Source organism: Candidatus Thiodiazotropha sp. LNASS1 (assembly GCF_964212655.1).
Classification (GTDB): Bacteria; Pseudomonadota; Gammaproteobacteria; order Chromatiales; family Chromatiaceae; genus Thiodiazotropha.
Genome location: NZ_OZ156465.1, coordinates 1954119 through 1975647, shown reverse-complemented (window position 1 = coordinate 1975647; position 21529 = coordinate 1954119). Strand labels below are relative to the sequence as shown.

22 protein-coding genes and 1 tRNA gene are annotated in these 21529 nt (G+C 52.0%); 11 read left to right on the top strand and 12 right to left on the bottom strand.

Annotated features, from left to right (window positions below; all coding sequences use genetic code 11):
* Positions 1-2: 2 nt before the first annotated feature.
* The 3 genes from AB8516_RS08625 to AB8516_RS08615 all read right to left on the bottom strand — a co-directional run bounded on the left by AB8516_RS08625 (position 3) and on the right by AB8516_RS08615 (position 5684).
* A complete protein-coding gene (locus AB8516_RS08625) occupies positions 3-1526 on the bottom strand; it encodes a fumarate hydratase (protein ID WP_369159854.1) in 1524 nt (507 codons plus the stop codon).
* A 106-nt stretch (positions 1527-1632) separates the two neighbouring features.
* A complete protein-coding gene (odhB, locus tag AB8516_RS08620) occupies positions 1633-2829 on the bottom strand; it encodes a 2-oxoglutarate dehydrogenase complex dihydrolipoyllysine-residue succinyltransferase (protein WP_369159852.1) in 1197 nt (398 codons plus the stop codon).
* Positions 2826-5684 (bottom strand): 2-oxoglutarate dehydrogenase E1 component, encoded by a 2859-nt coding sequence (locus AB8516_RS08615; protein ID WP_369159850.1) that lies wholly within the window; start codon positions 5682-5684, stop codon positions 2826-2828. Before AB8516_RS08615 ends, odhB begins: the two co-directional genes overlap by 4 nt.
* A 389-nt stretch (positions 5685-6073) precedes the next feature.
* Here AB8516_RS08615 and AB8516_RS08610 point away from each other — a divergent pair, with 389 nt between their 5' ends.
* Entirely contained in the window at positions 6074-6307 is a 234-nt protein-coding gene (locus AB8516_RS08610; RefSeq protein ID WP_369159848.1) for a fumarate hydratase, read from the top strand.
* Positions 6308-6319: 12 nt separating this feature from the next.
* Here the strand turns inward: AB8516_RS08610 and AB8516_RS08605 are convergent, their stop codons facing one another.
* The 4 genes from AB8516_RS08605 to AB8516_RS08590 form a co-directional block, all read right to left on the bottom strand.
* Positions 6320-6595 (bottom strand): DUF2934 domain-containing protein, encoded by a 276-nt coding sequence (locus AB8516_RS08605; RefSeq protein ID WP_369159846.1) that lies wholly within the window; start codon positions 6593-6595, stop codon positions 6320-6322.
* Between the two features lie 19 nt (positions 6596-6614).
* The gene (locus AB8516_RS08600) at positions 6615-7097 is read right to left on the bottom strand and encodes a thermonuclease family protein (protein WP_369159844.1); all 483 of its coding nucleotides are present in this window, start codon (positions 7095-7097) and stop codon (positions 6615-6617) included.
* A gap of 22 nt (positions 7098-7119) precedes the next feature.
* Positions 7120-7196: transfer RNA gene (locus AB8516_RS08595), tRNA-Arg, on the bottom strand.
* A 571-nt stretch (positions 7197-7767) separates the two neighbouring features.
* On the bottom strand, positions 7768-8397 hold the full coding sequence (locus AB8516_RS08590; protein ID WP_369159842.1) for an autotransporter outer membrane beta-barrel domain-containing protein: 630 nt from the start codon (positions 8395-8397) through the stop codon (positions 7768-7770).
* A gap of 110 nt (positions 8398-8507) precedes the next feature.
* Here AB8516_RS08590 and tnpA point away from each other — a divergent pair, with 110 nt between their 5' ends.
* Entirely contained in the window at positions 8508-8936 is a 429-nt protein-coding gene (tnpA, locus tag AB8516_RS08585; RefSeq protein WP_369157546.1) for an IS200/IS605 family transposase, read from the top strand.
* A 17-nt stretch (positions 8937-8953) separates the two neighbouring features.
* Here tnpA and AB8516_RS08580 read toward each other — a convergent pair whose 3' ends face one another.
* Positions 8954-10579 carry an Ig-like domain-containing protein gene (locus tag AB8516_RS08580; RefSeq protein WP_369159840.1) on the bottom strand — a complete coding sequence of 542 codons (1626 nt, stop codon included), beginning with the start codon at positions 10577-10579 and terminating at the stop codon, positions 8954-8956.
* Positions 10580-11517: 938 nt separating this feature from the next.
* Positions 11518-11763 (bottom strand): hypothetical protein, encoded by a 246-nt coding sequence (locus AB8516_RS08575; RefSeq protein WP_108292103.1) that lies wholly within the window; start codon positions 11761-11763, stop codon positions 11518-11520.
* A gap of 277 nt (positions 11764-12040) precedes the next feature.
* Here AB8516_RS08575 and arsS point away from each other — a divergent pair, with 277 nt between their 5' ends.
* From arsS to AB8516_RS08560, 3 genes are read left to right on the top strand one after another with little or no spacing between them, the layout of a single operon-like run.
* Positions 12041-13006 (top strand): arsenosugar biosynthesis radical SAM (seleno)protein ArsS, encoded by a 966-nt coding sequence (arsS, locus tag AB8516_RS08570; protein ID WP_369159838.1) that lies wholly within the window; start codon positions 12041-12043, stop codon positions 13004-13006.
* Complete coding sequence (locus tag AB8516_RS08565; RefSeq protein ID WP_369159836.1) at positions 12999-13712, top strand: TIGR04283 family arsenosugar biosynthesis glycosyltransferase; 714 nt, start codon at positions 12999-13001, stop codon at positions 13710-13712. Before arsS ends, AB8516_RS08565 begins: the two co-directional genes overlap by 8 nt.
* Before the next feature lie 7 nt (positions 13713-13719).
* Entirely contained in the window at positions 13720-14346 is a 627-nt protein-coding gene (locus AB8516_RS08560; protein ID WP_369159834.1) for a TIGR04282 family arsenosugar biosynthesis glycosyltransferase, read from the top strand.
* 95 nt (positions 14347-14441) lie between these two features.
* On the opposite strand, the gene AB8516_RS08555 is transcribed toward AB8516_RS08560, so the two are convergent.
* From AB8516_RS08555 to flgA, 3 genes are all read right to left on the bottom strand, one after another.
* A complete protein-coding gene (locus AB8516_RS08555; RefSeq protein ID WP_369159832.1) occupies positions 14442-14927 on the bottom strand; it encodes a flagella synthesis protein FlgN in 486 nt (161 codons plus the stop codon).
* Between the two features lie 5 nt (positions 14928-14932).
* Positions 14933-15244: a flagellar biosynthesis anti-sigma factor FlgM gene (gene flgM / locus AB8516_RS08550; RefSeq protein ID WP_369159830.1), complete on the bottom strand. Its 312-nt coding sequence runs from the start codon at positions 15242-15244 to the stop codon at positions 14933-14935.
* Positions 15245-15380: 136 nt separating this feature from the next.
* Positions 15381-16094, bottom strand: a complete 714-nt coding sequence (gene flgA, locus AB8516_RS08545; protein ID WP_369159828.1) for a flagellar basal body P-ring formation chaperone FlgA — start codon at positions 16092-16094, stop codon at positions 15381-15383.
* 299 nt (positions 16095-16393) lie between these two features.
* On the opposite strand from flgA, the gene AB8516_RS08540 reads away from it, so the two are divergent.
* The 6 genes from AB8516_RS08540 to flgE all read left to right on the top strand — a co-directional run bounded on the left by AB8516_RS08540 (position 16394) and on the right by flgE (position 21351).
* The gene (locus AB8516_RS08540; RefSeq protein WP_369159826.1) at positions 16394-17311 is read left to right on the top strand and encodes a chemotaxis protein CheV; all 918 of its coding nucleotides are present in this window, start codon (positions 16394-16396) and stop codon (positions 17309-17311) included.
* 38 nt (positions 17312-17349) lie between these two features.
* Positions 17350-18183: a protein-glutamate O-methyltransferase CheR gene (locus tag AB8516_RS08535; RefSeq protein WP_369159824.1), complete on the top strand. Its 834-nt coding sequence runs from the start codon at positions 17350-17352 to the stop codon at positions 18181-18183.
* Positions 18184-18522: 339 nt separating this feature from the next.
* Complete coding sequence (gene flgB, locus AB8516_RS08530) at positions 18523-18912, top strand: flagellar basal body rod protein FlgB (RefSeq protein ID WP_369159822.1); 390 nt, start codon at positions 18523-18525, stop codon at positions 18910-18912.
* 2 nt (positions 18913-18914) lie between these two features.
* The gene (gene flgC / locus AB8516_RS08525; RefSeq protein WP_369159820.1) at positions 18915-19328 is read left to right on the top strand and encodes a flagellar basal body rod protein FlgC; all 414 of its coding nucleotides are present in this window, start codon (positions 18915-18917) and stop codon (positions 19326-19328) included.
* Between the two features lie 10 nt (positions 19329-19338).
* Positions 19339-20016: a flagellar hook assembly protein FlgD gene (locus AB8516_RS08520; RefSeq protein WP_108292083.1), complete on the top strand. Its 678-nt coding sequence runs from the start codon at positions 19339-19341 to the stop codon at positions 20014-20016.
* Positions 20017-20076: 60 nt separating this feature from the next.
* Positions 20077-21351: a flagellar hook protein FlgE gene (gene flgE, locus AB8516_RS08515; RefSeq protein WP_369159818.1), complete on the top strand. Its 1275-nt coding sequence runs from the start codon at positions 20077-20079 to the stop codon at positions 21349-21351.
* The last annotated feature ends 178 nt before the right edge of the window (positions 21352-21529 follow it).

Genomic DNA, 21529 nt, shown 5'->3' with positions numbered 1-21529 from the left:
AACTACTCCGGTACAACTGGTATCTTACCTATCTTGTTCCGCCATTCGGCGGGGCCCGTCTGATGAACAGAGGTACCACGGCTGTCAACTGCCACTGTGACCGGAAAATCGACCACTTCAAACTCCCGTATGGCCTCCATGCCGAGATCTTCAAATGCCAACAGACGTGAACTGCGAATCGCTTTGGATACAAGGTAGGCAGCACCGCCCACCGCCATCAGATAGACCGCTTTATGACGTTTTATCGCCTCCAAAGCCGCCGGACCCCGTTCCGCTTTACCGACCATGCCGAACAGACCCGCCTGATCCAACATGACATCGCTGAACTTATCCATGCGTGTGGCGGTGGTGGGGCCGGCCGGGCCTACTACCTCATCACGTACAGGATCGACAGGTCCCACGTAATAGATAAAGCGGCCATGGAAGTCGATTCCCTCGGGTAGTGGCTGATTGTTGGCGTAGAGATCGGCGATCCGCTTATGTGCGGCATCCCGCCCGGTCAGAAGTTTACCGTTGAGCAGTATGAGTTCACCCGGTTGCCAGTCGGCTATCTCCTCCTTGCTGATCTCATCCAGGTTGACGCGGCGTGCTTGCGGGGAGGCCTCCCAGGTCACATCAGGCCAATCTTCCCGGGTAGGTGGGGATAGCAGGGCGGGGCCGCTGCCGTCCAGGGTGAACTCCACATGACGCGTGGCGGCGCAATTGGGGATCATACCCACCGGCAATGAGGCGGCGTGAGTGGGAAAGTCGCTGATCTTAACGTCGAGCACCGTGGTCAGGCCTCCGAGTCCCTGCGCGCCAATGCCCAATGCATTGACCTTGTCATAGATCTCCAAACGCAGCTCCTCTTTGCGATTGGCCGGGCCACGTGCCTGCAACTCATGGATATCGATAGGTTCCATCAACGACTCCTTGGCCAGCAGCATGGCCTTTTCCGCCGAGCCTCCGACGCCGATACCGAGCATCCCCGGCGGGCACCATCCGGCACCCATCTTGGGTACCTCTTGTAAAACCCAATCGACCAGTGAGCCGGACGGGTTGAGCACCTTGAAGCGGGATTTGTTCTCTGATCCACCGCCCTTGGCTGCGATTTTAACTTCAACCTTGTCGCCAGGGACCAGTTCCATGTGAATGATGGCCGGTGTGTTGTCTCCACTGTTCTTGCGACGGCCGAGTGGATCGGTGACCATGGAGAATCGCAGTACATTGTCGGGATGGGCATAACCGTGGCGTACGCCTTCATTGACCATCTCGCTGACCGACATCGCGCCGTCCCATTGAACCTGCATACCGATCTTGAGAAAAACTACCACCATGCCGGTATCCTGGCAGACCGGACGTTTTCCCTCGGCTGACATGCGTGAATTGACCAGAATCTGCGCCATTGCATCCTTGGCGGCCGGACTCTCTTCCTTGGCCCATGCCTCTCCCATGGCTTTGAGAAAGTCGACCGGATGATAATAGGAAATAAACTGAAGAGCATCGGCGATGCTATGGATAAGATCTTCCTGGCGGATGAGGGTCATGGTCAATCCTGTCGATGCAGCATCGACCGGTGAAGAGACCGGTCGAGCGCGATTCTGGTTATTCTGTTCGTTGTGGTGAATTTACAAGATTATTGTTAATGCATGATCAGATTTCCAGTAGTAACCGGCTGGGGTCCTCCAGCAACTGCTTGATGGTCACCAGGAACTGTACTGCATCCCGGCCATCGATGATGCGGTGGTCGTAGGATAGCGCCAGATACATCACCGGGCGGATAACGATCTCTCCTTTTTCCGCCACCGGGCGCTGTTGGATTGAATGCATGCCGAGTATCGCGCTTTGAGGTGGGTTGAGAATCGGTGTGGAGAGCATGGAGCCGAATACACCGCCGTTGGTAATGGAGAATGTGCCGCCGGTCAGGTCTTCATAACTCAACGATCCATCCTGGGCCTTGGCGCCAAAATCCTTGATTCTTTGCTCTACGGCAGCAAAGCTGAGCTGATCCGCATCCCGCAATATCGGTACCACAAGCCCTCGCGGTGAGGAGACGGCGATACCTATATCGAAGTAGCCATGATAGAGGATATCATCACCGTCAACGGTTGCATTGATGATCGGATACTGTTTTAGCGCCTCGACTGCTGCCTTGACGAAAAAGGCCATGAAGCCCAAGCGTACATTGTGCCGTTTTTCGAACTCATCTCTGTATTTGACCCGAAGATCGGAAATGGCTTGCAGGTTAACCTCATTGAAGGTGGTCAGGATTGCAGCGGTCTGTTGTGCCTCAACCAAACGCTCCGCGACACGCTTGCGCAGACGCGTCATCGGTACCCGTTCTTCAATACGACCTGTTGCGACGGCTGCCGGTGGGGGGGATGGAGTTGCCGGCGCAACAGCGCGCTCGGTTTGAGATCCGCTCTTTTGCGCAGCGATCGCCGCTTCCACATCGGATTTGACGATACGCCCATTTTTACCGCTGCCCTGTATCGTACTGGGATCGATGCCACTCTCCTTTACCAGGCGTCTGACAGCGGGAGAGAGGGCAGGTGCCTCCTTGTCTGCCTGTGGGGTTTCAGGCGGTTGTTCTTGTCTGGCCGGAGTCCCGGCTCCGGCCTCCAGAATGCCCAAGATATCATCAGCCTGAACGGTTTCACCCTCTTTGAAGTGAATCGTTGTCAGGGTGCCTGATTGCGGCGACGGTACTTCAAGTACAACTTTATCGGTTTCCAGGTCGACCAGTGTCTCATCCTGGTCGATGTGTTCACCCGGCTGTTTGTGCCAGCTCAGCACAGTGGCGTCTGAAACCGATTCGGGAAGTTGGGGAACGCGTAGTTCGATGCTCATTGATGGTCCTGGTTCCTGTAGTTCATTCGAGGGTTGATGCGCCCGGAGAGTGCCTCGTCAATCAGAGTCTCCTGCTGTTCGACATGTACCGAGCGGTAACCGACTGAGGGTGCCGCCGCTGAAGAGCGTCCAACATAGTAGAGTTGCCTGTTTTTGGAAACAATGGGGTAGAAGCGATGTTTGATTTGATCCCATGCCCCTTGATTTTGCGGTTCTTCCTGACACCAGATAAACATTTTCGCGTTCTTATAGCGTGTTACGATCTTGTCGAAGTCTTCTTGGGGAAAGGGGTATAGCTGCTCTAAGCGTATAATCGCCACATCTTCCAGGCCGCGCGAGCGGCGGGTCTCCAACAATTCATAATAGACCTTTCCCGAGCACATGATGAGGCGCTTGACCTTTTTCGGATCGATATCATCAATCTCGTCGATGACATTATTGAATCCGCCTTCCAGCAGTTCCTGTTTGGGTGATGTTGCCAGGCGGTGCCTGAGCAGGCTCTTGGGTGTCATTACGACGAGTGGATGACGATATGGCCGCAGCATCTGCCGTCTTAACAGATGGAATATTTGCGATGCCGAACTTGGAACGCAGACCTGAATGTTGTGGTTGGCGCAGAGGCGTAGAAAGCGCTCCGGACGGGCCGAGGAGTGCTCGGCGCCCTGACCTTCGTAACCGTGGGGCAGGAACATCACCAGTCCGCACAACAGGCCCCACTTTTCACCGCCCGATGTGATGAACTGATCGATGACAACCTGTGCGCCGTTAGCGAAGTCACCGAATTGGGCCTCCCAGATGGTAAGGCAATTGGGCTCTGCTGTGGCATAACCATACTCAAATCCGAGTACCGCCTCCTCCGATAACAGCGAATCGATAACCACAAAGTCAGCCTGGTCCCGGGTCAAATGCTGCAGAGGGATCAGAGGTTCGCCGTCGATCTGATTATGAAGCACTGCGTGGCGGTGAAAGAAGGTTCCGCGCCCTGAGTCCTGGCCTGAGAGTCTCACCGGGACACCCTCGGTGAGCAAGGAGGCATAGGCCATGTTTTCAGCAAAGCCCCAATCGACGAATTGATCCCCGCTGGCCATGCGCTTTCTTTCGGTCCAAATCTTCTCAACCCGGGGATGGAGTTCAAAGCCCCCCGGAACATGCAGTAGCTGTTCCGCCAGCAGATCTAAACGCTCGCTGCTGAGCCGGGTATCCACCGGGTGATCCCATTCGATACCTTTAAAGGCATTCCACCTTACCGCATAGGGATGGCGAAGGGCGCAGGTTACAGGCCTTGCCACCACGATCCCCTGTTCAAGGGATTCACGATAATTATTCACCAAATCTCGTGCCTGTTGGGGTGAGATGACTGATTCCTGCACCAGCTTATCTGCGTAAAGGGTCCGTATCGTTGGGTGATTGCGGATCTTCTTGTACATCTCCGGTTGTGTGACGGCGGGTTCGTCGGCTTCATTGTGACCAAGCCGTCGATAGCAGATGACATCGATTACCACGTCCTTGCGAAAGCGCATACGAAATTCGAGTGCCAGGCGGGTGACGTAGACTACCGCTTCGGGATCGTCGCCATTGACGTGAAAGATTGGCGCCTGAACCATCTTGGCGACATCGGTACAGTAGAGGGTGGAACGGGTGTCCATGGGATTGCTGGTGGTAAACCCGACCTGATTGTTGACGATGATATGCACCGTGCCACCGGTGGTGTAGCCGCGGGTTTGCGAAAGGTTCAGAGTCTCCATCACCACACCCTGGCCGGCAAATGCGGCATCACCATGAATCAATATAGGTAATACCCTGGATCCGTCATGATCGCTGCGACGGCGTTGCCGCGCCCTTACCGAACCTTCGATGACAGGATTGATGATCTCCAGATGTGAGGGGTTGAAGCCCAGTGCGACATGCACTATTCCACTGTCGGTATCGATATCGGTAGAGAAACCCATGTGATACTTCACATCGCCGGAGAGACGTACCGGGTCAACAGTGACACGGCCTTCGAACTCATCAAAAATATCCTGAGGTGGCTTACCCAGTATATTGGTCAATACATTGATCCGTCCGCGATGGGCCATGCCGATGACGACTTCATTGATGCCATTGCTGCCACAGTGTTGAATCAGATCGTCCAGCAATGGGATCAGGGTCTCACCGCCCTCCAGAGAGAACCTTTTCTGGCCGACGTACCGGTTATGCAGATATTTTTCGATCCCCTCAGCTGCGGTCAGCAGGGTCAACAGCCAGATCTTTTGCTTATTGCTGAACTGCTGGAAAAGGTGCCGCTGTTCGATGCGTTCCTGGATCCAGCGCTTCTGTTTGGTACTGGTAATGTGTCCATATTCGGTGCCGACGCCACCGCAGTAACTTATCTTGACCAGCTCGATAATGTCTCGCAGCGGCAGGCGTTCCGGCGCGAAGAGAGAACCGGTATTGTAAATGGTGTTTTGGTCGATCTTATCCAGCTTATGGTAGGCCAGGTCGAGATCGGGAACATAGACAGGGTCGCGCAGCTTGAGGGGATCAAGCTCCGCATTTTGGTGGCCACGCATGCGAAATCCATTGATATAGCGTAGAACGGAAGCCTGTTGCTCTGCGGCTCCCGGTGAGAGATTTTCATCTGCGGTGATGGTTGCAGAGCGCTTTTCATACACCAGATGGAGAAAACGCTGGCGGATGGGTTCATGCGCAGTGTCAGTATGGGCTTGATTCGGTAGTCCCTCGAACTCCTTTCGCCAGTCGTCCGGGATGCTTTGCGGGTCTTTGAGATAATTTTCGTACAGCTCTTCAACAAAGGCGGCATTTCCGCCTGAATAGGCAGAGGTGGATCTGAGTAAATCCAGATAGTCGGTCATTTTTTAAAGCCCATTGAGCGTGGTGGTTGGTGGATAATTTATTTTTGGGCAGCTATCAGTAAATGTTAGCACAGACAGATAGATTGACAGAAGATACTAAAAAAAAATCTGTTTGAAATTTATACAAAATATTGGCCGATTCAATACATCATTCAACCCCTTTCTCAATTCATGCCATTGCTCTGCTAAAATAGTGTGGTGTCTCGGATTGTTTAGTGCCTTCAGTGATTCGCCGATGGGATGTTTGAAAAGGATTGGAGAGATGTTATATGAAAGGTGTCACTGCTGGAATGTGTCTCCACTAGACAGGGTAAACGGCAGCGCTCTATGCTGAGCGCGTTAACCTTATAAGACACCGCACATGGCAGTCAGGTGATAAGAGTAAGCAATTGTCCGCACAAGAGAGTAACAAATTAAGGGTCAACCTGAATCCGATTTCTTTGGAAGCGGATCTGGCCTATTTCGGTGCCCGCCTGGAATTGGTCGGAGAGCCTGAAACTCAGTATCAGGCTGCGCAACTCAAGGTCTATAAGGCACTGGAAGCCGCATTGGAAGAAAACCTGAAACGCCTTCGTAAAAAAGAGTCCAGGTCCAAGGCAAAGACAAAAAAGAAAAAGGATTAGTGCAAATAGACCCTAGCTTGTCGCTTCACCATATTTTGATTTGAGCATCTCATCTATCTGTTCTTCAGCCTGTTGCCAATCCTGCGTTGCCCTCTGCGGATCGAATCCATGCTTTTCAGCGATAAAGTAGGCAGCTTCGGCGATCATATCCAGCCGCAGCTGTGGATTTACCGCAGCACTCTCTTTAGCGCCTTTTTTCTCTTTTTTACTGCTTTTTTTCGTCTGTGTGGTTAACTTTTTCTTGTCTTTATCCTTCTTGCTTTTCTTTTGATCGCTTTTTTTCCCCATTAGACCACCTCGCAATTTCTCATCTCAATTTCTGCCAAAAACCGAGTCCGCGGGCGCGGGCGGTGGCCTCGGCCTGTTCGTAACGCCTCAATCTTGAAGGTTGCAGCCGTGGATGGTTTGTCGTCACGGCCAAGCCATCGGATAACATCCGTAAGGCCATATCCGATCCCCCATGGAGGACAGTTCCGAGTATAACACCCCTGGCGGAAAGGGTATTGTATTCGACACTGACAAAGCGGCCCGCGAGCAACATATTGAGGTGGCGTTGCGCTATCTTTTTCATGTTTTGGTCGCGGGTAGGTATGCGGATACCGGAGAGTTTGATTTCTCTGTAATTACCATCCGCCGGCCTGAGCGTGATGCGGTCGCCGCTAAGTATTCCGACGACCTGACCCTCCAGCATGGCTGCATGACACCTGCTATCGAGACTAAGACCAATCAGCAGGAATACCAGCAACAGCTGTTGCAGGTTATGGTAAGGCGGAATTGAGCGATTCGGCATCTGTCTACTCAAATCATCTGAGTGGCGCCCTCGACAGGAGTCGAACCTGTGACCTATCGCTTAGGAGGCGATTGCTCTATCCTGCTGAGCTACGAGGGCAAGTATTATTTCTCTAAATTAAACAATAGTTTACCGTGACACAGGTTTTCGGGCAAGTCGGATACACAGCGCTTCGCCTGCTGTAGAAGGCGCCACAAACATCCCATTGTTGTCCATGAAACCAGGCATATTTATGGGTGTGATTTATTAGCCATTCCCACCTCTTGTATAGTTACAGTCATTGCATCATCGATACAGGTGGAGGCAATCGACAACTCATACCAGAGGCTTGTTGTGTGTATGTGCTTATATTCCGGGAGGTGACAATGGGCGTGGATACATGGCAGCAGTGCTTAATATAAAAAACAACCGGATTCACGGAGTGACGTTTTGTCGCCCAATACCCCAACCCGCCAAAGCTTGCGGATGATTGCTCCAGATGTGAGTCTTTTTTATAAGCATCTTGGCGCCTCCGCTCTACTCCTCATAGCGGTGGATTAAGTCAAGGGGTGAGGATAAGTTGAGATTCATAGCGTTTCGCTATTGCCGAGCAATCCACACAACGAGTTTTCACTCACCACTGTGAGCATCACACCGGGAGTATGACATTCAGCCAACCCAGGATTGTTTGCTAGAATTCAATTCGTAGACCCAGGTCGATCGTCGTGTTGTCTATCCCATCCTGTCCTGCCACGGATTCGTAGTTGAAGAAGAATGACTTGCCGCGTGGCAGCGTGGCCGCCAGTCCAAATCCGTAGTTGAGGTAGTTTTCATCCGTACTATCTGTCATAACCGAGAAGGCTGTCGTCAAATCTTCCACGAATGCCGCAGTGATTAACCGCTCATCGTCCTCGAACTCGTGCTCCCACTCCAGATAAACACTGGGCGTCAATACCCCCCATGTCATGCTGTACACATTGGAAAGACGAGCACCCAGCGCAGTGGTAAGCGACTCCACTGTCTGATCTTCGTACTGCAAGGCCAGGCCGCCGCCGCCCGTTTCCTGATAGCTGTCGATGTCGACCTCGATATGCTCGAGTCGCCCGTAGGCGTTCAACAGCAGGGAGCCTCGGTTAAAGTTCACGCCACCACTTAGGCTAATCGCGATCTCATCTCCTTCGGTATCACCCTCGGTCAGAGTGGACAATGTCGACAGGTTTCTTTCAGTCTCAAAGTCATGCCGGCCGGCCGTCGCGATCCAGTCGATGTAGGTATGCTCCGATGGATAGTAGTTGCCATAGAACGATACGCTCCTAGACAAAAATGGAGACCCCCCAGCTCTGCTGGGGAGGCATCAACAGTTTGACAGAAACAGGAGTCTCATAGTAACCCCAAAGCGTGAGCCGCCAAGCAACACGCTAAGGAGAAACCATGAGACAAGTAGAAAGTTTAAGCCACACGAGATGGGAGTGTAAGTACCATATTGTGTTTATCCCGAAGTACCGGAGGAAGACGCTTTTTGGGCAGATCAGGCAGGAGCTTGGAGAGGTATTCCATCGGTTGGCAAGGCAGAAAGAGAGTTTGATAGAGGAAGGGCATGTCATGGCTGATCATGTACATATGATGATATCGATACCACCAAAATATGCGGTATCGCAGGTAGTTGGGTTTATCAAAGGGAAAAGTGCGATCCACATAGCCCGTACCTACCTGGGTCGTAAAAGGAACTATGTTGGCCATCATTTCTGGGCCAGGGGATATTTTACTTCGACGGTAGGCAGGGATGAGCAGGTGATTCGGGAGTATATACGGCACCAGGAAGCGGAAGACCGCAGGATTGATCAATTACAGTTGATGTAACAGCCCCTTTGAGGGGCTCAAGGAGCCAATAGGCTCCGTTTTACAGACCGCTTCGAGCGGTTCACAACTAAAGCCCCCGGCTTTGCCGGGGGATACTTACTTCTATTGTCGAGCTTGCCACCAGAATTGTCGAACTCCGAGTCGGTAGTCGCAACGCCCAATGCGCCGCCCAAGATCAGTCGATCGTTGAGCCGATAATCGGCTCCCACGGTGATCCCCCGGGTGTCGAAATCGAAGCCAGACTCGTTTGCGGAGGCGTCTTTATCACCGAAATTGATTCGACCGTTAACGAACATCCCAAAACGTGGATTTCCATCGGCGCTTGCGCCACCGCCTCGCGGCTCGTTGATCACGGCATCGGTGAGCGTGCCGATCGGAATCGACTGACCTTCGATTGAAAGATGGAAGCCATTCATCGCCAGTCCGGCCGCACCTTTGCGCAGAGCGGCCAAACGTGTACGAATGTTCGTAATCTGGGTTGTTGCGATCTCAACGGAAACACTTCCTTGCGCAGCCAGATCATTGGGGACAATCTCATCAAGCACTTGCAGCTGCTGGTCTGCGGGCAATGAAGCGATGGCGTCACATTTAGCCTGAAGCTCTCCACTTTGTGCGGTTGAGCAGAGCGCATCCAGGCTATCGGCGACCGCCTGCTGGTTATTGTTGAGCGTTGGAAGGTCGCTCAAGTTAGTAGCTCCGACGCTTACCGTTACAGTAGCGCTGGCCGTAACATCCGAGGTGTCGATGATTGTGTAGCTGAATGAATCTACGCCCTCGAAGCCACTGTTGGGCATATATGTGATCGTTCCGTTGCTATTGTTTACCGCCGTGCCATTGGATGGAGTTCCGACGGAATAGATGCTTATCCCTGATCCTGTATCGTTGGCGAGCACATTAATGCTCACAGCCAGATCCGTAACCGTGAAGGCAGTATCATCTGTCGCGTTGGTTATGGGTGCTGTTGCAGTTACGTCGATGGTTACCGTGGCTGTACCCAGAGTGGACTGTCCATCCGTAATCGTGTAGGTGAAACTGTCAACACCGACGAAGTCAACGTTCGGTGTGTAGGTTAACGTTCCATTACCATTGTCCACTACCGATCCATTGGAAGCAGTCCCCAACGAACTGACGCTTAATCCGGTCCCTGTGTCGTTTGCCAGGACATTTATCGTCACCGATGTGTTTGCGGAAGTGCTCGCGGTATCATCGACCGCTTGCAAGGCGGTTGTATCGTTGTCCTGGATGGTAATAATCGTATTTGCAGCATTATTGATCACCATTCCGGCAGGACAACCGAACGTGGTGATCGCCGCGTTACTGATCGTGATGATGATTGTCTCATCCTGTTCGGACACGGCATCATCGAGTATGACAACCCCTCCTGGATCCTCTGCGGATGGTGCGCCGGCGGGTAAATCGACTTCAAAATCAAGCGCGCTGCCGGCTAAGTTGTAGTCGGCGTTAAAAGTTGCGGTGCCACCAAGGCTGATGAAACCGGCGACTATACAGCCACCCGCTGGATCATTGGATTCCCTGGTAAGGCGTACAGCGCCGGGGATGATGCCGTCCCCTTCGTTGACTGTCGTGCTTGTCGGTGTGATGTCGAGAATGAGTGCTTGTGCGGTAAATGGGATCAGCAACAACAGACTCGTTGCGAATGCAAACAGTCGGTGCCACCGGTTTCTTTGCGAGTAAGTGTGGGTTTGGTCAACGGCAACTGGTCTTTTTTTACAGATGACGCAATAAATACTTTCGGCTGACGCACGTAACACGTGCCACTCACGAATATTCATTAATCTCCTCCCTTGGATCGAGACTTCGAAGACTCGTATTTTCAGCGCAGTATTTGATTCCACCCCTCGCGTTGCCACACTTCTGACGCAATACCGTTCGGAATGAAGATGAACATTTTCAACTTAAGACCGCCGTAGCGAATCAATCCAACTGCGCAACCCCTACCCCACAACCCGAGTATAAAAGATAACCACACTTTTTGTCCAAAATTAGTTGTGGCTCGCCGACAACCGCACCCACAGGAATGGCGATGGTTTGACTGCAATCTCGTTGTCGGTCGTTTTCTCTATTCCGATTTGCAATCGGAACTACAAATCAAGGCAAAAAAGCATTAGCGAAGTCAGACAATGCTCAGTTTAAAAGCTAGTACAACATCGACATGATGGTTTAGTGAGCGATGCCCTGTTGTTGGAAAAATTCAGCCGTCCCGAATCGATATGTAAAAAACTATTCTGGCTTATTGGATAATCTTAAGTATGGATTTCATCATTGACCTTGCAGTCCTTGCTATGTTTCAGTCCAATTCATCTGCTCGTGATCAGGCTCGTGTTGCCGGCGTATTGGAAGTACCCGGGTAGTGGTTCGTGATCCTATCGATAGAGAAATATATGGTTCTTTCCCATAAAGTCCCGATTTCGGTGTAACCATTTGGTATGCATCTCAACAAAGGTTGTCTTGTCTTCGCTGCTGCGTATGGTTGTGATAACGGCTATTGGACCAGTTCGGGGTTTTTCGGTTTCTCCTTGATGTCCGAGCCTGATGATGGAAAAACTGTGGAATGGGTGCTTTAGTGTGCGCAAGCCAAATCACTACAGTATCTGTTGAATCGTCGATTTGAAATCAGTTGTTTAAATCGACATGCCAAGCATTGACCAACCTCGTTGATCAGGGTAATAAGTGCCCCGATAGCAATCAACGTCCAGAAGACTGTATCGATCCATGTATAGTTGACCAATCCATCCAGGCCGTAGATAAAGAATGACATCAGACCGAACAACATGGCGATAACCAGGCCTAATAGTATGGGTAACATCTGTTTACTCCTTGAACTAAGATGACGCTATATAAGTTAATTAGCAGAAACTAATTAATGCGTTACAAAATTTGAGCCCAAGCGGGTGAAATGGTTCAGGTGATCTCCTGTGTGATCATGGTGTAATCTGGTTAAAACTAGATAAAACAATATGTTATGATCTGCTTGTTCACCCCTCGACTGATGTGGTTTGTGTGCTGCATCACATAACGAATCTGTAACGGCATTTGATACGTATGATTCGGACGGTGCCTAGTGTAAAAAATCGGGAACAACCATGCTTGAAACTACCCATCTATTACAGCCCAGTACATTCCCCTCCATCAGTCGGGGAAAGCTGGAAACACTCCAGGTCAATCTTGGATTTCGCTGCAATCTCTCCTGCGTCCATTGTCACGTGAATGCTGGCCCTAAAAGGAAGGAGGAGATGGACAGGCGTACCGTCGAGGATGTACTGACTTTCCTGCAACGAAAACAGCTGCAGCGGCTTGACCTTACGGGTGGCGCACCGGAGCTGAATGAAAACTTTCGCTACCTGGTGAAACAGGCCAGAGAATTGGGCGTGCAGGTGATCGATCGTTGTAATCTGGTTATCTTGCTGGAAAAAGGGCAGGAGGACCTGGCCGATTTTCTGGCCCGGCATCAGGTCGAAATCGTCGCTTCACTGCCTTGCTATCTGGAGGAGAATGTAGACCAGCAGCGTGGCAAGGGAAGTTATGCCGGAAGTATCGATGCATTGCTCAAGCTTAATCGTCTGGGTTACGGCATGCCTGAGAGTGGCTTACAGCTCAACCTCGTATACAACCCGCTCGGGCCCTGTCTGCCTCCACCTCAGGCTCCACTCGAAGCAGAATACAGAAAGCAGTTGCTTGAGCGATATGGCATCCATTTCAATCAACTGATGACGATTACCAATATGCCGATCCAGCGTTTTGGCAGCTATCTGAAGTCCAAAGGTGAATTCAACAGCTATCTGCAGTTGTTGCGGGATGCCTATCAGCCTGGCAATCTCGAATATGTCATGTGCCGTTCGCTACTGAGCGTTGATTGGCGCGGTTTTCTTTACGACTGTGATTTTAATCAGATGTTGAAGATACATCTCAAAACAGATCGCAGTATGCGACCTCGACTCAGAGACCTGTTCGATTGTGAACTCGAAGAGCTGCAGATCCAGGTTGCTGAACATTGTTATGGCTGTACCGCGGGTCAAGGCAGTAGTTGTGGTGGTGCCTTGAATGAGTAATCGTCCAGACAGCGATACTCGGATGCTAAGCATCATAATCCCCTGCCTGAACGAGGGGCAGGGGTTGCAGCGCTGCCTATTCGATCTGCAGGCAATGCGCTCAGCTGGTCATGAGTTGATTCTGGTTGACGGTGGCAGCAGCGATCAGGGTTTGATTGGCAATATGGAATCCTATGTGGATAGACTGCTGCATGCCTCACCGGGACGGGCGCGGCAGATGAATAGTGGCGCCTTGCATGCATCCGGAGATGTCTATTGGTTTCTGCATGCCGATAGTCGGATAAGCGATGGTATGGATTGTGAGATCCTGGCGGCGGTCGGTTCCAAGCCATCGTGGGGACGCTTTGATATCAGGTTGAGCGGTTCTCATTCCCTGTTTCGGGTCATTGAACGGATGATGAATTGGCGCTCCCGTATCAGTGGCATTGCAACCGGGGACCAGGGTATCTTTGTTCACCGTCGTCTGTTTGAACAGGTTGGGGGATTTCCCCTGCAACCGCTGATGGAGGATATAGAGATCAGCCGACGCTTGAAGCGTCTTGCCCTCCCGGTCTGCTTGCATGGCCCCCTTGTAACGTCCAGCCGCCGCTGGGAATCCAAGGGAATTGTACGCACCATGCTCTTGATGTGGATGCTGCGCTTTGCCTATTGGCTAGGTGTCAAGCCAAAGCATCTTGCCAGGCTCTATACCCTGGTTCCGGGTTGAACGAACCATGGATCAATGTGCAATTCTGATTTTCGCCAAGGCGCCATATCCTGGTTCAGTGAAAACACGTCTGATACCTGCACTTGGCGAGGATGAGGCAACCCGGCTCTATACCCGGCTCTTGGCACGGTTGGTCGACTGGACTTGCAATCAAACTCCGTTTGCGACAGAACTCTGGGTAACGTCGGGGAGGGATCATCCCCTATGGCGGCAACTCGAGGCTGAGTATGACCTGCCGATCTATCTGCAACAGGGTGATGACTTGGGTGCACGCATGGGATTTGCGGCAAAAACAGCTCTTACCCGCCATCGCCATGTGGCTCTTCTCGGTGTTGACTGCCCTGCCTTGACTGCTCGCCATATACACCAGACTTTTCTCTGGTTGGACAATGGCGAAGATGCAGTGTTGGGACCTGCAGAGGATGGAGGTTACGTCCTGCTGGGTCTGAATAACTATCATAAGGATCTTTTCCAGGGACACCATTGGGGAGGTGGGGATGTGGCGGCATCGACCAGGGCGGCCCTCGCTGGTCTGGGATGGCATTGGCGTGAGTTGCCGCAACTCTGGGATCTGGATCGACCGCAGGATCTTGAACGTTTACAGCTAGGGTATCCGGAAATATGCCGAAGTTAAGGAAACGCTGCTGATTGCCTGGATGGTATTAGGGACGATTGGATGAGTGTTAACAGGCCCTAAATGTTGGCTTCCGATGATGGCTTGAGGCAGGCTCATGCCTTTCCCAATGATTTCGAGGTGGAGTTGGGTTTCGATTCGCCTGAGGGGCCGTAGGTTTTATCCCGCTGACTGATGCCCTTGAGGATATCCAGCGTTTGCGAGACATGACGTTGATTGAGTTGAACCGCACCACCATTGGTTTCGTTCTGTTTATGACATGCTTCCAGCAGGGTGATTAATCGATGCCAGGTCTCGGATGTTGATTCAAGGTTACTGCATTGCTGGATATAGGTCTCAGTTCCTTGCCTATCAGTACCGTATCCCTGTTGCTCCAGGAACCGGTTATGGGTCGCTACAGCGGCCTCGACCTGCTTCAGCTGCTCTCTTTTCTCTGTAATTAACCCCTGCAAGGCTTGAGGCGATCCCTTTTGCAGTAAGGTGTATTCTGTGCGCAGCAAATCAAGCAGTCGTTGTGACTGCTCGATTTCGTTATGCAGAATTTCGATGAAGGCACTGCAGGCTTCTGATGGATTGTTCATGGCAGTCAGGGTAGTGTCAGTTCCATCGCCAGCATCTTATCGGCTGCGGTTTGCGGATCGATGGTGAAACTGCCGGTGGCAAGCGCTTTCTGAACTGCCTCGACCTTTTGCGCATCGACGATAGGCATCTGTGCAATCCGTGCCTCCAATTCCAATAGCTTACCGGCGGAGCCGGTCATGTCAAAACGGTCTTTGCGGGTGGAGGTTGTCGATGTTGCAGAACGTTTGCCGCCCGGCAAACCGGACCGTGTCACCAGACCGCTGTCTCCCGTACCCTTCAGATTACTGCTAGAGAGACTATTGATTTCAACGGCCATGACTCATCCTCTGTTACCTTTGTTACCTACTTTAGAATATCGACATCCGGCACTGTTACTTTAGTGTTGACAGGCCCGAGTTGCTAAGCCCCTGTCTGACGATTTAGGTTCCCTGATATGCAACCCTGATCAGCAGTCAGTTTACCTTCACCAATCCTTCCGAAATCACTCTTGCCTGCAGCTTTTTCTTTGATTTTACGTTGACTACGGGTATCAGGTCGCCCGGATTGCCGTTTTTCATTGCCTTACCCTGCATGCGCACTTCGATGCCGCCTGCGGCTGCCAGAATGGTGACCTGCTCGCCTCTGCTTACGGTCTTTTGGACTACCAGTGAGGTAGGTGTAACGACCTTGTCCCTGCGGAGTGCGCGCTTCAATGTTCGGCCCAAAACCTGGTCGACCGACTCATAATAACCCCTCAATAAATGTGTAGTATCCGAGATTTCCAGTTTCACGTCGGCTGTTGTGATGGCCTGGCCCCTTGCAAGGTCCCGTTTCGCGATTACCACCGGCAGTTCAAGACCGACCTTGGCGGAGACGTAGAGTGACCAGGGCGCCGGGCTTTCACACCGTACACCTACCGAGGTACGCCCCATTTTGCTGCCACCGGGCGGACTGAATGTCTTCAATGGGGTATCGCACTGCCGCAATTTAAGGCGATGGTCCAGCGGTGTGATGACTATTTTTGCATCTTTGTTCTGATTTGCGACTGTCTGCAGCAGATAGTCCTTGACCGCGGCAACGATTGAGTGATGGGATTGATGGCGCCCACTCTCCCCATGACTGATCGCAGCTGCCGAACACAGGAGAAGCCCCAAAACCGCCTTAAATGTCACATTTCCATGCATCATGATAATAGTCTCTCGATTGACTGTTTAAATACATGCAATCGCCATGCCGTGAATTTAACAGGTGGGGGATGTGCCTTGGTCGAATATCGCCTGGATGACGCCAAGCAAATTAAATCAGGTGGTTAGTTGGCTTTTTCACTGCGGATTATGGCCCGGGAGGTGTCTGCGATTTGCTGTGGATGGGATTTAATTTCTCCAGCCACATAAAGACTTAGGTTGACTGGACAATACTAAAGGTCGCTCTGTTCAAGCCGCCATACTCATTATGATGGGTTTCTCAATGTGTGGGGTTTTATACCATGGCTGGCGTCTTGGACAGTGTCGATCAACGAACCAAACTAGCCGGACAGAACCGACTGGAATTGCTGCTCTTTCACCTGCAGGGGCGTCAGATCTTTGGCATCAATGTGTTCAAGGTGAAAGAAGTCGTGCAGTGCCCGAAGCTGACGGAACTGCCCGGTTCTAATCCGGTCATTCGCGGTGTGGCCTCACTCAGGGGCAATAATATACCTGTGATGGATCTGAGTAATGCCATAGGCGGTCCCAGGATGGACAATGTGACGGACTATTTCATCATCATCACCGAATATAACCGTCGACAACTCGCCTTTCTCGTGGCTAGCGTCGAGCGCATCGTCAATACTCACTGGGAGGATATCCTACCGCCTCCGAAGGGCCTGGGACGCAGCAGCTACATGACCGCGGTAACGAATATCGATGATCAGTTGGTTGAGATCATTGATGTGGAGAAAATTCTCAGTGAAGTTTTGGGTATCGATGAGGAATTGAAGCAACCAGTGGAGGAGACAGGGGCCGACTTGAGTAAGTTAAAGATACTGGTTGTTGATGATTCGATGGTGGCGCGCAATCAGATCAAAAAAGTTTTGAATGAAATGGGCATAGAGGTCGTGCAGGCGAAAGATGGCAGCGAGGCGCTGAATTTGTTGCTGGAGTGGTCTGAAGTGGGAGACCTGAATGACTGGTTGGCAATGGTGATCTCCGATATTGAAATGCCGAAAATGGATGGCTACTCTCTTGTGACGGCGATACGGGAAAATCCTAAACTGTCTGATCTGTATGTCATTCTGCACTCTTCTTTGAGCGGGGTATTCAATGAAACCATGGTGCGAAAAGTGGGTGCCGACCATTTTCTCGCTAAATTCATGCCGGATGAACTGGTCGGCCGGGTGACCGAGCGTCTCAAAAGCTTGGTTTAACACTATATCTGATAATTTAATAAGAACATTTAATAAAAATGTACCATCGGTCAGCCACGATATCGCCGGCGGATTATGAGGCGTTCAAGTCATTTCTGCAGCAGGCATGTGGAATATTGCTGGGTAGTGGGAAGGAGTATCTGGTCGCCAGCCGACTGAATAATATTATAAAGGAGGCGCAGGTCGATTCCCTGGGCGCCTTGCTTGATTTGATTCGGTCACCTGCCCATTCACGCCTGAAGGTGAAGGTGATCGATGCCATGACCACCAATGAAACCTTCTGGTTTAGGGATATCGGCCACTATATCCTCTTGAAAGAGACCATCCTGCCCGACCTGAACCTGAAACGAGGGGGCTCGATTCGTATATGGTCGGCCGCCTGTTCGAGCGGTCAGGAGCCTTACAACATCAGTATGATCGCAGAAGAGTATCAAGGCCTTAAACCCTCGGCCAAGCCGGTGCAGATTACCGCTACGGATATCTCGAGCAAGATGTTGGATGAGGCGCGTTCAGGCCTCTATTGCGGTCTGGCTGTTGAAAGAGGCCTTACTCCGGAGCAGAAAAAGAGATTCTTCCTGGCAAAGGAGCGTTGCCTTGAAGTAAAGCCTGAGATCAAACGCCGTGTCAGCTTCAGCTCGCTTAACCTGGCGGGCAGTTATCACGGTCTTGGGAAATTCGATGTGATTTTTTGCCGCAACGTACTCATCTACTTCTCCAATGAACTAAAGCGGGATATCGTCGATAGGATGGCTAACACGCTGAATCCAGGGGGTTACCTGTTTCTGGGGTCCACTGAGTCGATCAACCAGCTGACGACTCGTTTTGAGATGAAGGTGGGACATGGCGGTATCTCATATCGCTTGAAATCCTAAACGGCAATGCTTGCCGTATTGCGGCACCCGCTTGCCGCATTCCTGTTTTGATTAACCGGTTTTCGCCTGCGTGGCTTGGTCGGTAGGCGCTACTCACGGCTATCGGCTAACCGGCTTTTTCGCTATGGGTTGGCCTCGCTTTCCCGGCACTGAAATAGCCCACCCTCTGTGGAGCTGGCCCTGGCGGCCTCTATCCTGCTACTCCGATTGGATGCCGCACACTATGTGGCGTCGATGGGCCAAGCCTGTAAAGCGGACATTCGCTATAAATTAACAGCGGTTTGCAAGTTTGGCACACTCCCTGCATCTTCAGTGGCAAAGAGAGCTGTGGAGCTATCCATGAACTTTGACGACCTGTTTGGAATACATGAGAGGGCACTGGTGCTGCGTTCACAGCGGGCCGAGGTCCTTGCCGCGAATCTGGCCAATGCCGACACGCCGGGCTACAAGGCCCGGGATTTCGATTTCAAGGCGCTTCTGAACAGTGAAATGAACAGTTCCACTCGATTGAGAACCACTGACAGTCGTCATATTCAACCTGAAACAGGCCCCGTGCCTCCTTCGCAACTACTCTATCGCACCCCCATGCAACCATCTCTGGATGGCAATACGGTGGATACCGAAAGTGAGCATGTGGCGTACAGCGGCAATGCGATCGAGTACCAGGCAAGTCTCAGTTTCATCAACAGTAAGATCAGTGGCATACGTAAAGCGATAAAGGGTGAATGAGCATGTCTCTATTCAAGATCTTTGATACAGCTGCATCGGGTATGAGCGCACAGAGTCTGCGTCTCAATCTGGTCTCCAGCAACATGGCCAATGCCGATGCGGTAAGTAGCAGTATCGACCAGACCTATCGGGCCAGGCAGCCGGTATTCCAGACCCTGTTGGATCAGTCCAACCCCGACGCGGCAGCGAGTGGCGTGCGTATGGTGGGTGTGGTCGAAAGCCAGGCGCCGCTGGTCCAGGAATACTCGCCGCAACATCCCCTCGCCAACGAGGAGGGTTATATCTTTCGCCCGAATGTGAATATGGTGGAAGAGATGGCAAACATGCTTTCCGCTTCACGCTCTTATCAGGGCAACGTGGAAGTGGCCAACTCAGCCAAACAACTACTGCTCGCCACCCTGCGTATGGGCCAGTAAGGAGATAGCCATGACAGCCATCACGAATCGATACGATCTGTATGAAGATATCGGTCTGACCAACAACAGCATCAAACAGGAAAAGGAGCAGGGTCAGCTGGGATTGGAGGATTTTATGCAGCTTCTGGTGACCGAGCTGACACACCAGGATCCCTTCAAACCGATGGAAAACTCCGAAATGGCGACTCAGGTATCCCAGTTCGCCACAGTGTCGGGAATCGATGATCTGAATAACTCATTCAATGAACTGCGAAGCGCGCTGACTTCCGATCAGGCCCTGCAAGCGGCCAATCTCGTTGGTCGTGATGTGCTGGTTGAGAGCAGTGTCGGAGCGTTGGCGAATGGCGAGCCGCTGCAGGGCAGCGTCGTGCTTCCCTCCTCGGCGGGCAATGTCCGGGTGCTGATTTCCGATCAGTCCGGCGCCCTGGTCCGTGAACTGCAGCTTGGCACCCATGAGGCCGGGCAGGTTGCCTTCAGTTGGGATGGCTATGACGATGCCGGCGACTATGTAGGCGACGGACTCTATCAGATAAGCGCGATTGCCAACGTGGATGATGCGGAGATGGCTCCCAGCACGCTGGTATCCGCAGAGGTCGAGAGTGTCAACCTGGGTGGGCCCGGTGGTGTTCAGCTCAATCTGGGCGGACTTGGTCAGATCTCCATGAATGACGTGGCGCAAATTCAATAGAACATCAGCATCAATGCAACGAGCGTTGATTGCATATAGAGAAGAGACAGGAGAATAGAGATGGCATTTCGTATTGCTCTGAGTGGATTGGATGCGGCATCCACCGATCTTGATGTAACCGGTCACAATATCGCCAATGCGAGCACGGTCGGCTTCAAAGAGTCGCGTGCCGAGTTTGCTGATATCTATGCCAATTCCATCAGTGATGTCAGCAGTTCTGTACCGGGTAGGGGTGTTCGCGTGACCCGTGTTGCGCAGCAGTTTTCCCAGGGCAGCACAGAATTCACATCCAACAACCTGGACCTGGCGATCAACGGAGAGGGTTTCTTCGTGATGGAAGATACAGCGGGTGACGTAACCTATACCCGCGCCGGCGCCTTCAGTGTGGATCGGGATGGAAACGTGGTGGATCATACCGGTTCAAGGGTGCAGATCTTTCCCCGTATCGGTACTACCGGAACTCTGTTCAATACCGGCGATACCTCTGATCTGAATCTACCTGTGGTCTCGGGTACACCCCAGCCCACCAGCAATATCGAGGCAACCCTCAATCTAAGCGCGGCGGAACTGCCGCCGGTGGTTACTCTCGATCCGACAGCGCCCACCTTTACCTTCCCGCCGGATCCACAGAGCTACAATCATTCCACTGCGACCACAATTTATGATTCTCTGGGAACGGCGCACACCGCGACCATGTTCTACAGCAAGGTAGCGGACAATCAGTGGAATGCCTTTACCTTCGTGGATGGGGTCAATGTCACCGTGGGTGGCAACGCCTTTGCGGATGTCCAATTCACTACGGCTGGCGCCCTGGATGCCGGTGTGGGGGATGTGGATGCCCTGGGTAACGTGGCCATCGATACCTTCAGTCCGGGCGGCGGTGCCGCGGATATCACCAACCTGACCTTTGACTACAGCGCATCAACCCAGTTCGGTTCAGGCTTTTCCGTAAATGAATTGAGTCAGGACGGCTTTACATCGGGCCGTTTGAGTGGTGTGGATGTGGATGGCACGGGGGTCGTATTCGCTCGCTTTACCAACGGCCAGTCAGAGCCTTTAGGTAAGATCGCCATGGCCCGTTTCAGCAACAATCAAGGGCTGCGCCAGATTGGCGATACCAGTTGGGCAGAGTCGTTCGCCTCCGGCGATGTGCAGTTGGGCGAGGCCGGCACCAGCAGTTTCGGGCTGATACAGTCCGGTGCGTTGGAGAATTCAAATGTCGATCTGGCCAAGCAGTTGGTCAATCTGATTACCGCTCAACGTAATTTCCAGGCCAATGCGCAGGTCATCACCACTGCGGATGCCGTTACCCAGACAGTTATCAATATCCGTTAAGTAGGCTGGGTAGTCGCCACTTTTGTCCTCAGTGTACGGGGGGCGGGAGTGGCGATTTTTTATGGAATTTGAATTGGTTTGTACGCGTTTCGCGTGGGTTTTTTTAAGAAAAGAATATGAGCGAAGCGAACTCATCAATTCAAAATTATTTTTTGGTTTGTTTTTTGCAGTGTTCCAG

What these genes read in the sequence shown, in the direction of transcription:
- AB8516_RS08625 (WP_369159854.1), bottom strand. Translation starts at nt 1,526, where the DNA reads ATGACCCTCATCCGCCAGGAAGATCTTATCCATAGCATCGCCGATGCT.
- odhB (WP_369159852.1), bottom strand. Translation starts at nt 2,829, where the DNA reads ATGAGCATCGAACTACGCGTTCCCCAACTTCCCGAATCGGTTTCAGAC.
- AB8516_RS08615 (WP_369159850.1), bottom strand. Translation starts at nt 5,684, where the DNA reads ATGACCGACTATCTGGATTTACTCAGATCCACCTCTGCCTATTCAGGC.
- AB8516_RS08605 (WP_369159846.1), bottom strand. Translation starts at nt 6,595, where the DNA reads ATGGGGAAAAAAAGCGATCAAAAGAAAAGCAAGAAGGATAAAGACAAG.
- AB8516_RS08600 (WP_369159844.1), bottom strand. Translation starts at nt 7,097, where the DNA reads ATGCCGAATCGCTCAATTCCGCCTTACCATAACCTGCAACAGCTGTTG.
- tnpA (WP_369157546.1), top strand. Translation starts at nt 8,508, where the DNA reads ATGAGACAAGTAGAAAGTTTAAGCCACACGAGATGGGAGTGTAAGTAC.
- AB8516_RS08575 (WP_108292103.1), bottom strand. Translation starts at nt 11,763, where the DNA reads ATGTTACCCATACTATTAGGCCTGGTTATCGCCATGTTGTTCGGTCTG.
- arsS (WP_369159838.1), top strand. Translation starts at nt 12,041, where the DNA reads ATGCTTGAAACTACCCATCTATTACAGCCCAGTACATTCCCCTCCATC.
- AB8516_RS08565 (WP_369159836.1), top strand. Translation starts at nt 12,999, where the DNA reads ATGAGTAATCGTCCAGACAGCGATACTCGGATGCTAAGCATCATAATC.
- AB8516_RS08560 (WP_369159834.1), top strand. Translation starts at nt 13,720, where the DNA reads ATGGATCAATGTGCAATTCTGATTTTCGCCAAGGCGCCATATCCTGGT.
- AB8516_RS08555 (WP_369159832.1), bottom strand. Translation starts at nt 14,927, where the DNA reads ATGAACAATCCATCAGAAGCCTGCAGTGCCTTCATCGAAATTCTGCAT.
- flgM (WP_369159830.1), bottom strand. Translation starts at nt 15,244, where the DNA reads ATGGCCGTTGAAATCAATAGTCTCTCTAGCAGTAATCTGAAGGGTACG.
- flgA (WP_369159828.1), bottom strand. Translation starts at nt 16,094, where the DNA reads ATGATGCATGGAAATGTGACATTTAAGGCGGTTTTGGGGCTTCTCCTG.
- AB8516_RS08540 (WP_369159826.1), top strand. Translation starts at nt 16,394, where the DNA reads ATGGCTGGCGTCTTGGACAGTGTCGATCAACGAACCAAACTAGCCGGA.
- AB8516_RS08535 (WP_369159824.1), top strand. Translation starts at nt 17,350, where the DNA reads ATGTACCATCGGTCAGCCACGATATCGCCGGCGGATTATGAGGCGTTC.
- flgB (WP_369159822.1), top strand. Translation starts at nt 18,523, where the DNA reads ATGAACTTTGACGACCTGTTTGGAATACATGAGAGGGCACTGGTGCTG.
- flgC (WP_369159820.1), top strand. Translation starts at nt 18,915, where the DNA reads ATGTCTCTATTCAAGATCTTTGATACAGCTGCATCGGGTATGAGCGCA.
- AB8516_RS08520 (WP_108292083.1), top strand. Translation starts at nt 19,339, where the DNA reads ATGACAGCCATCACGAATCGATACGATCTGTATGAAGATATCGGTCTG.
- flgE (WP_369159818.1), top strand. Translation starts at nt 20,077, where the DNA reads ATGGCATTTCGTATTGCTCTGAGTGGATTGGATGCGGCATCCACCGAT.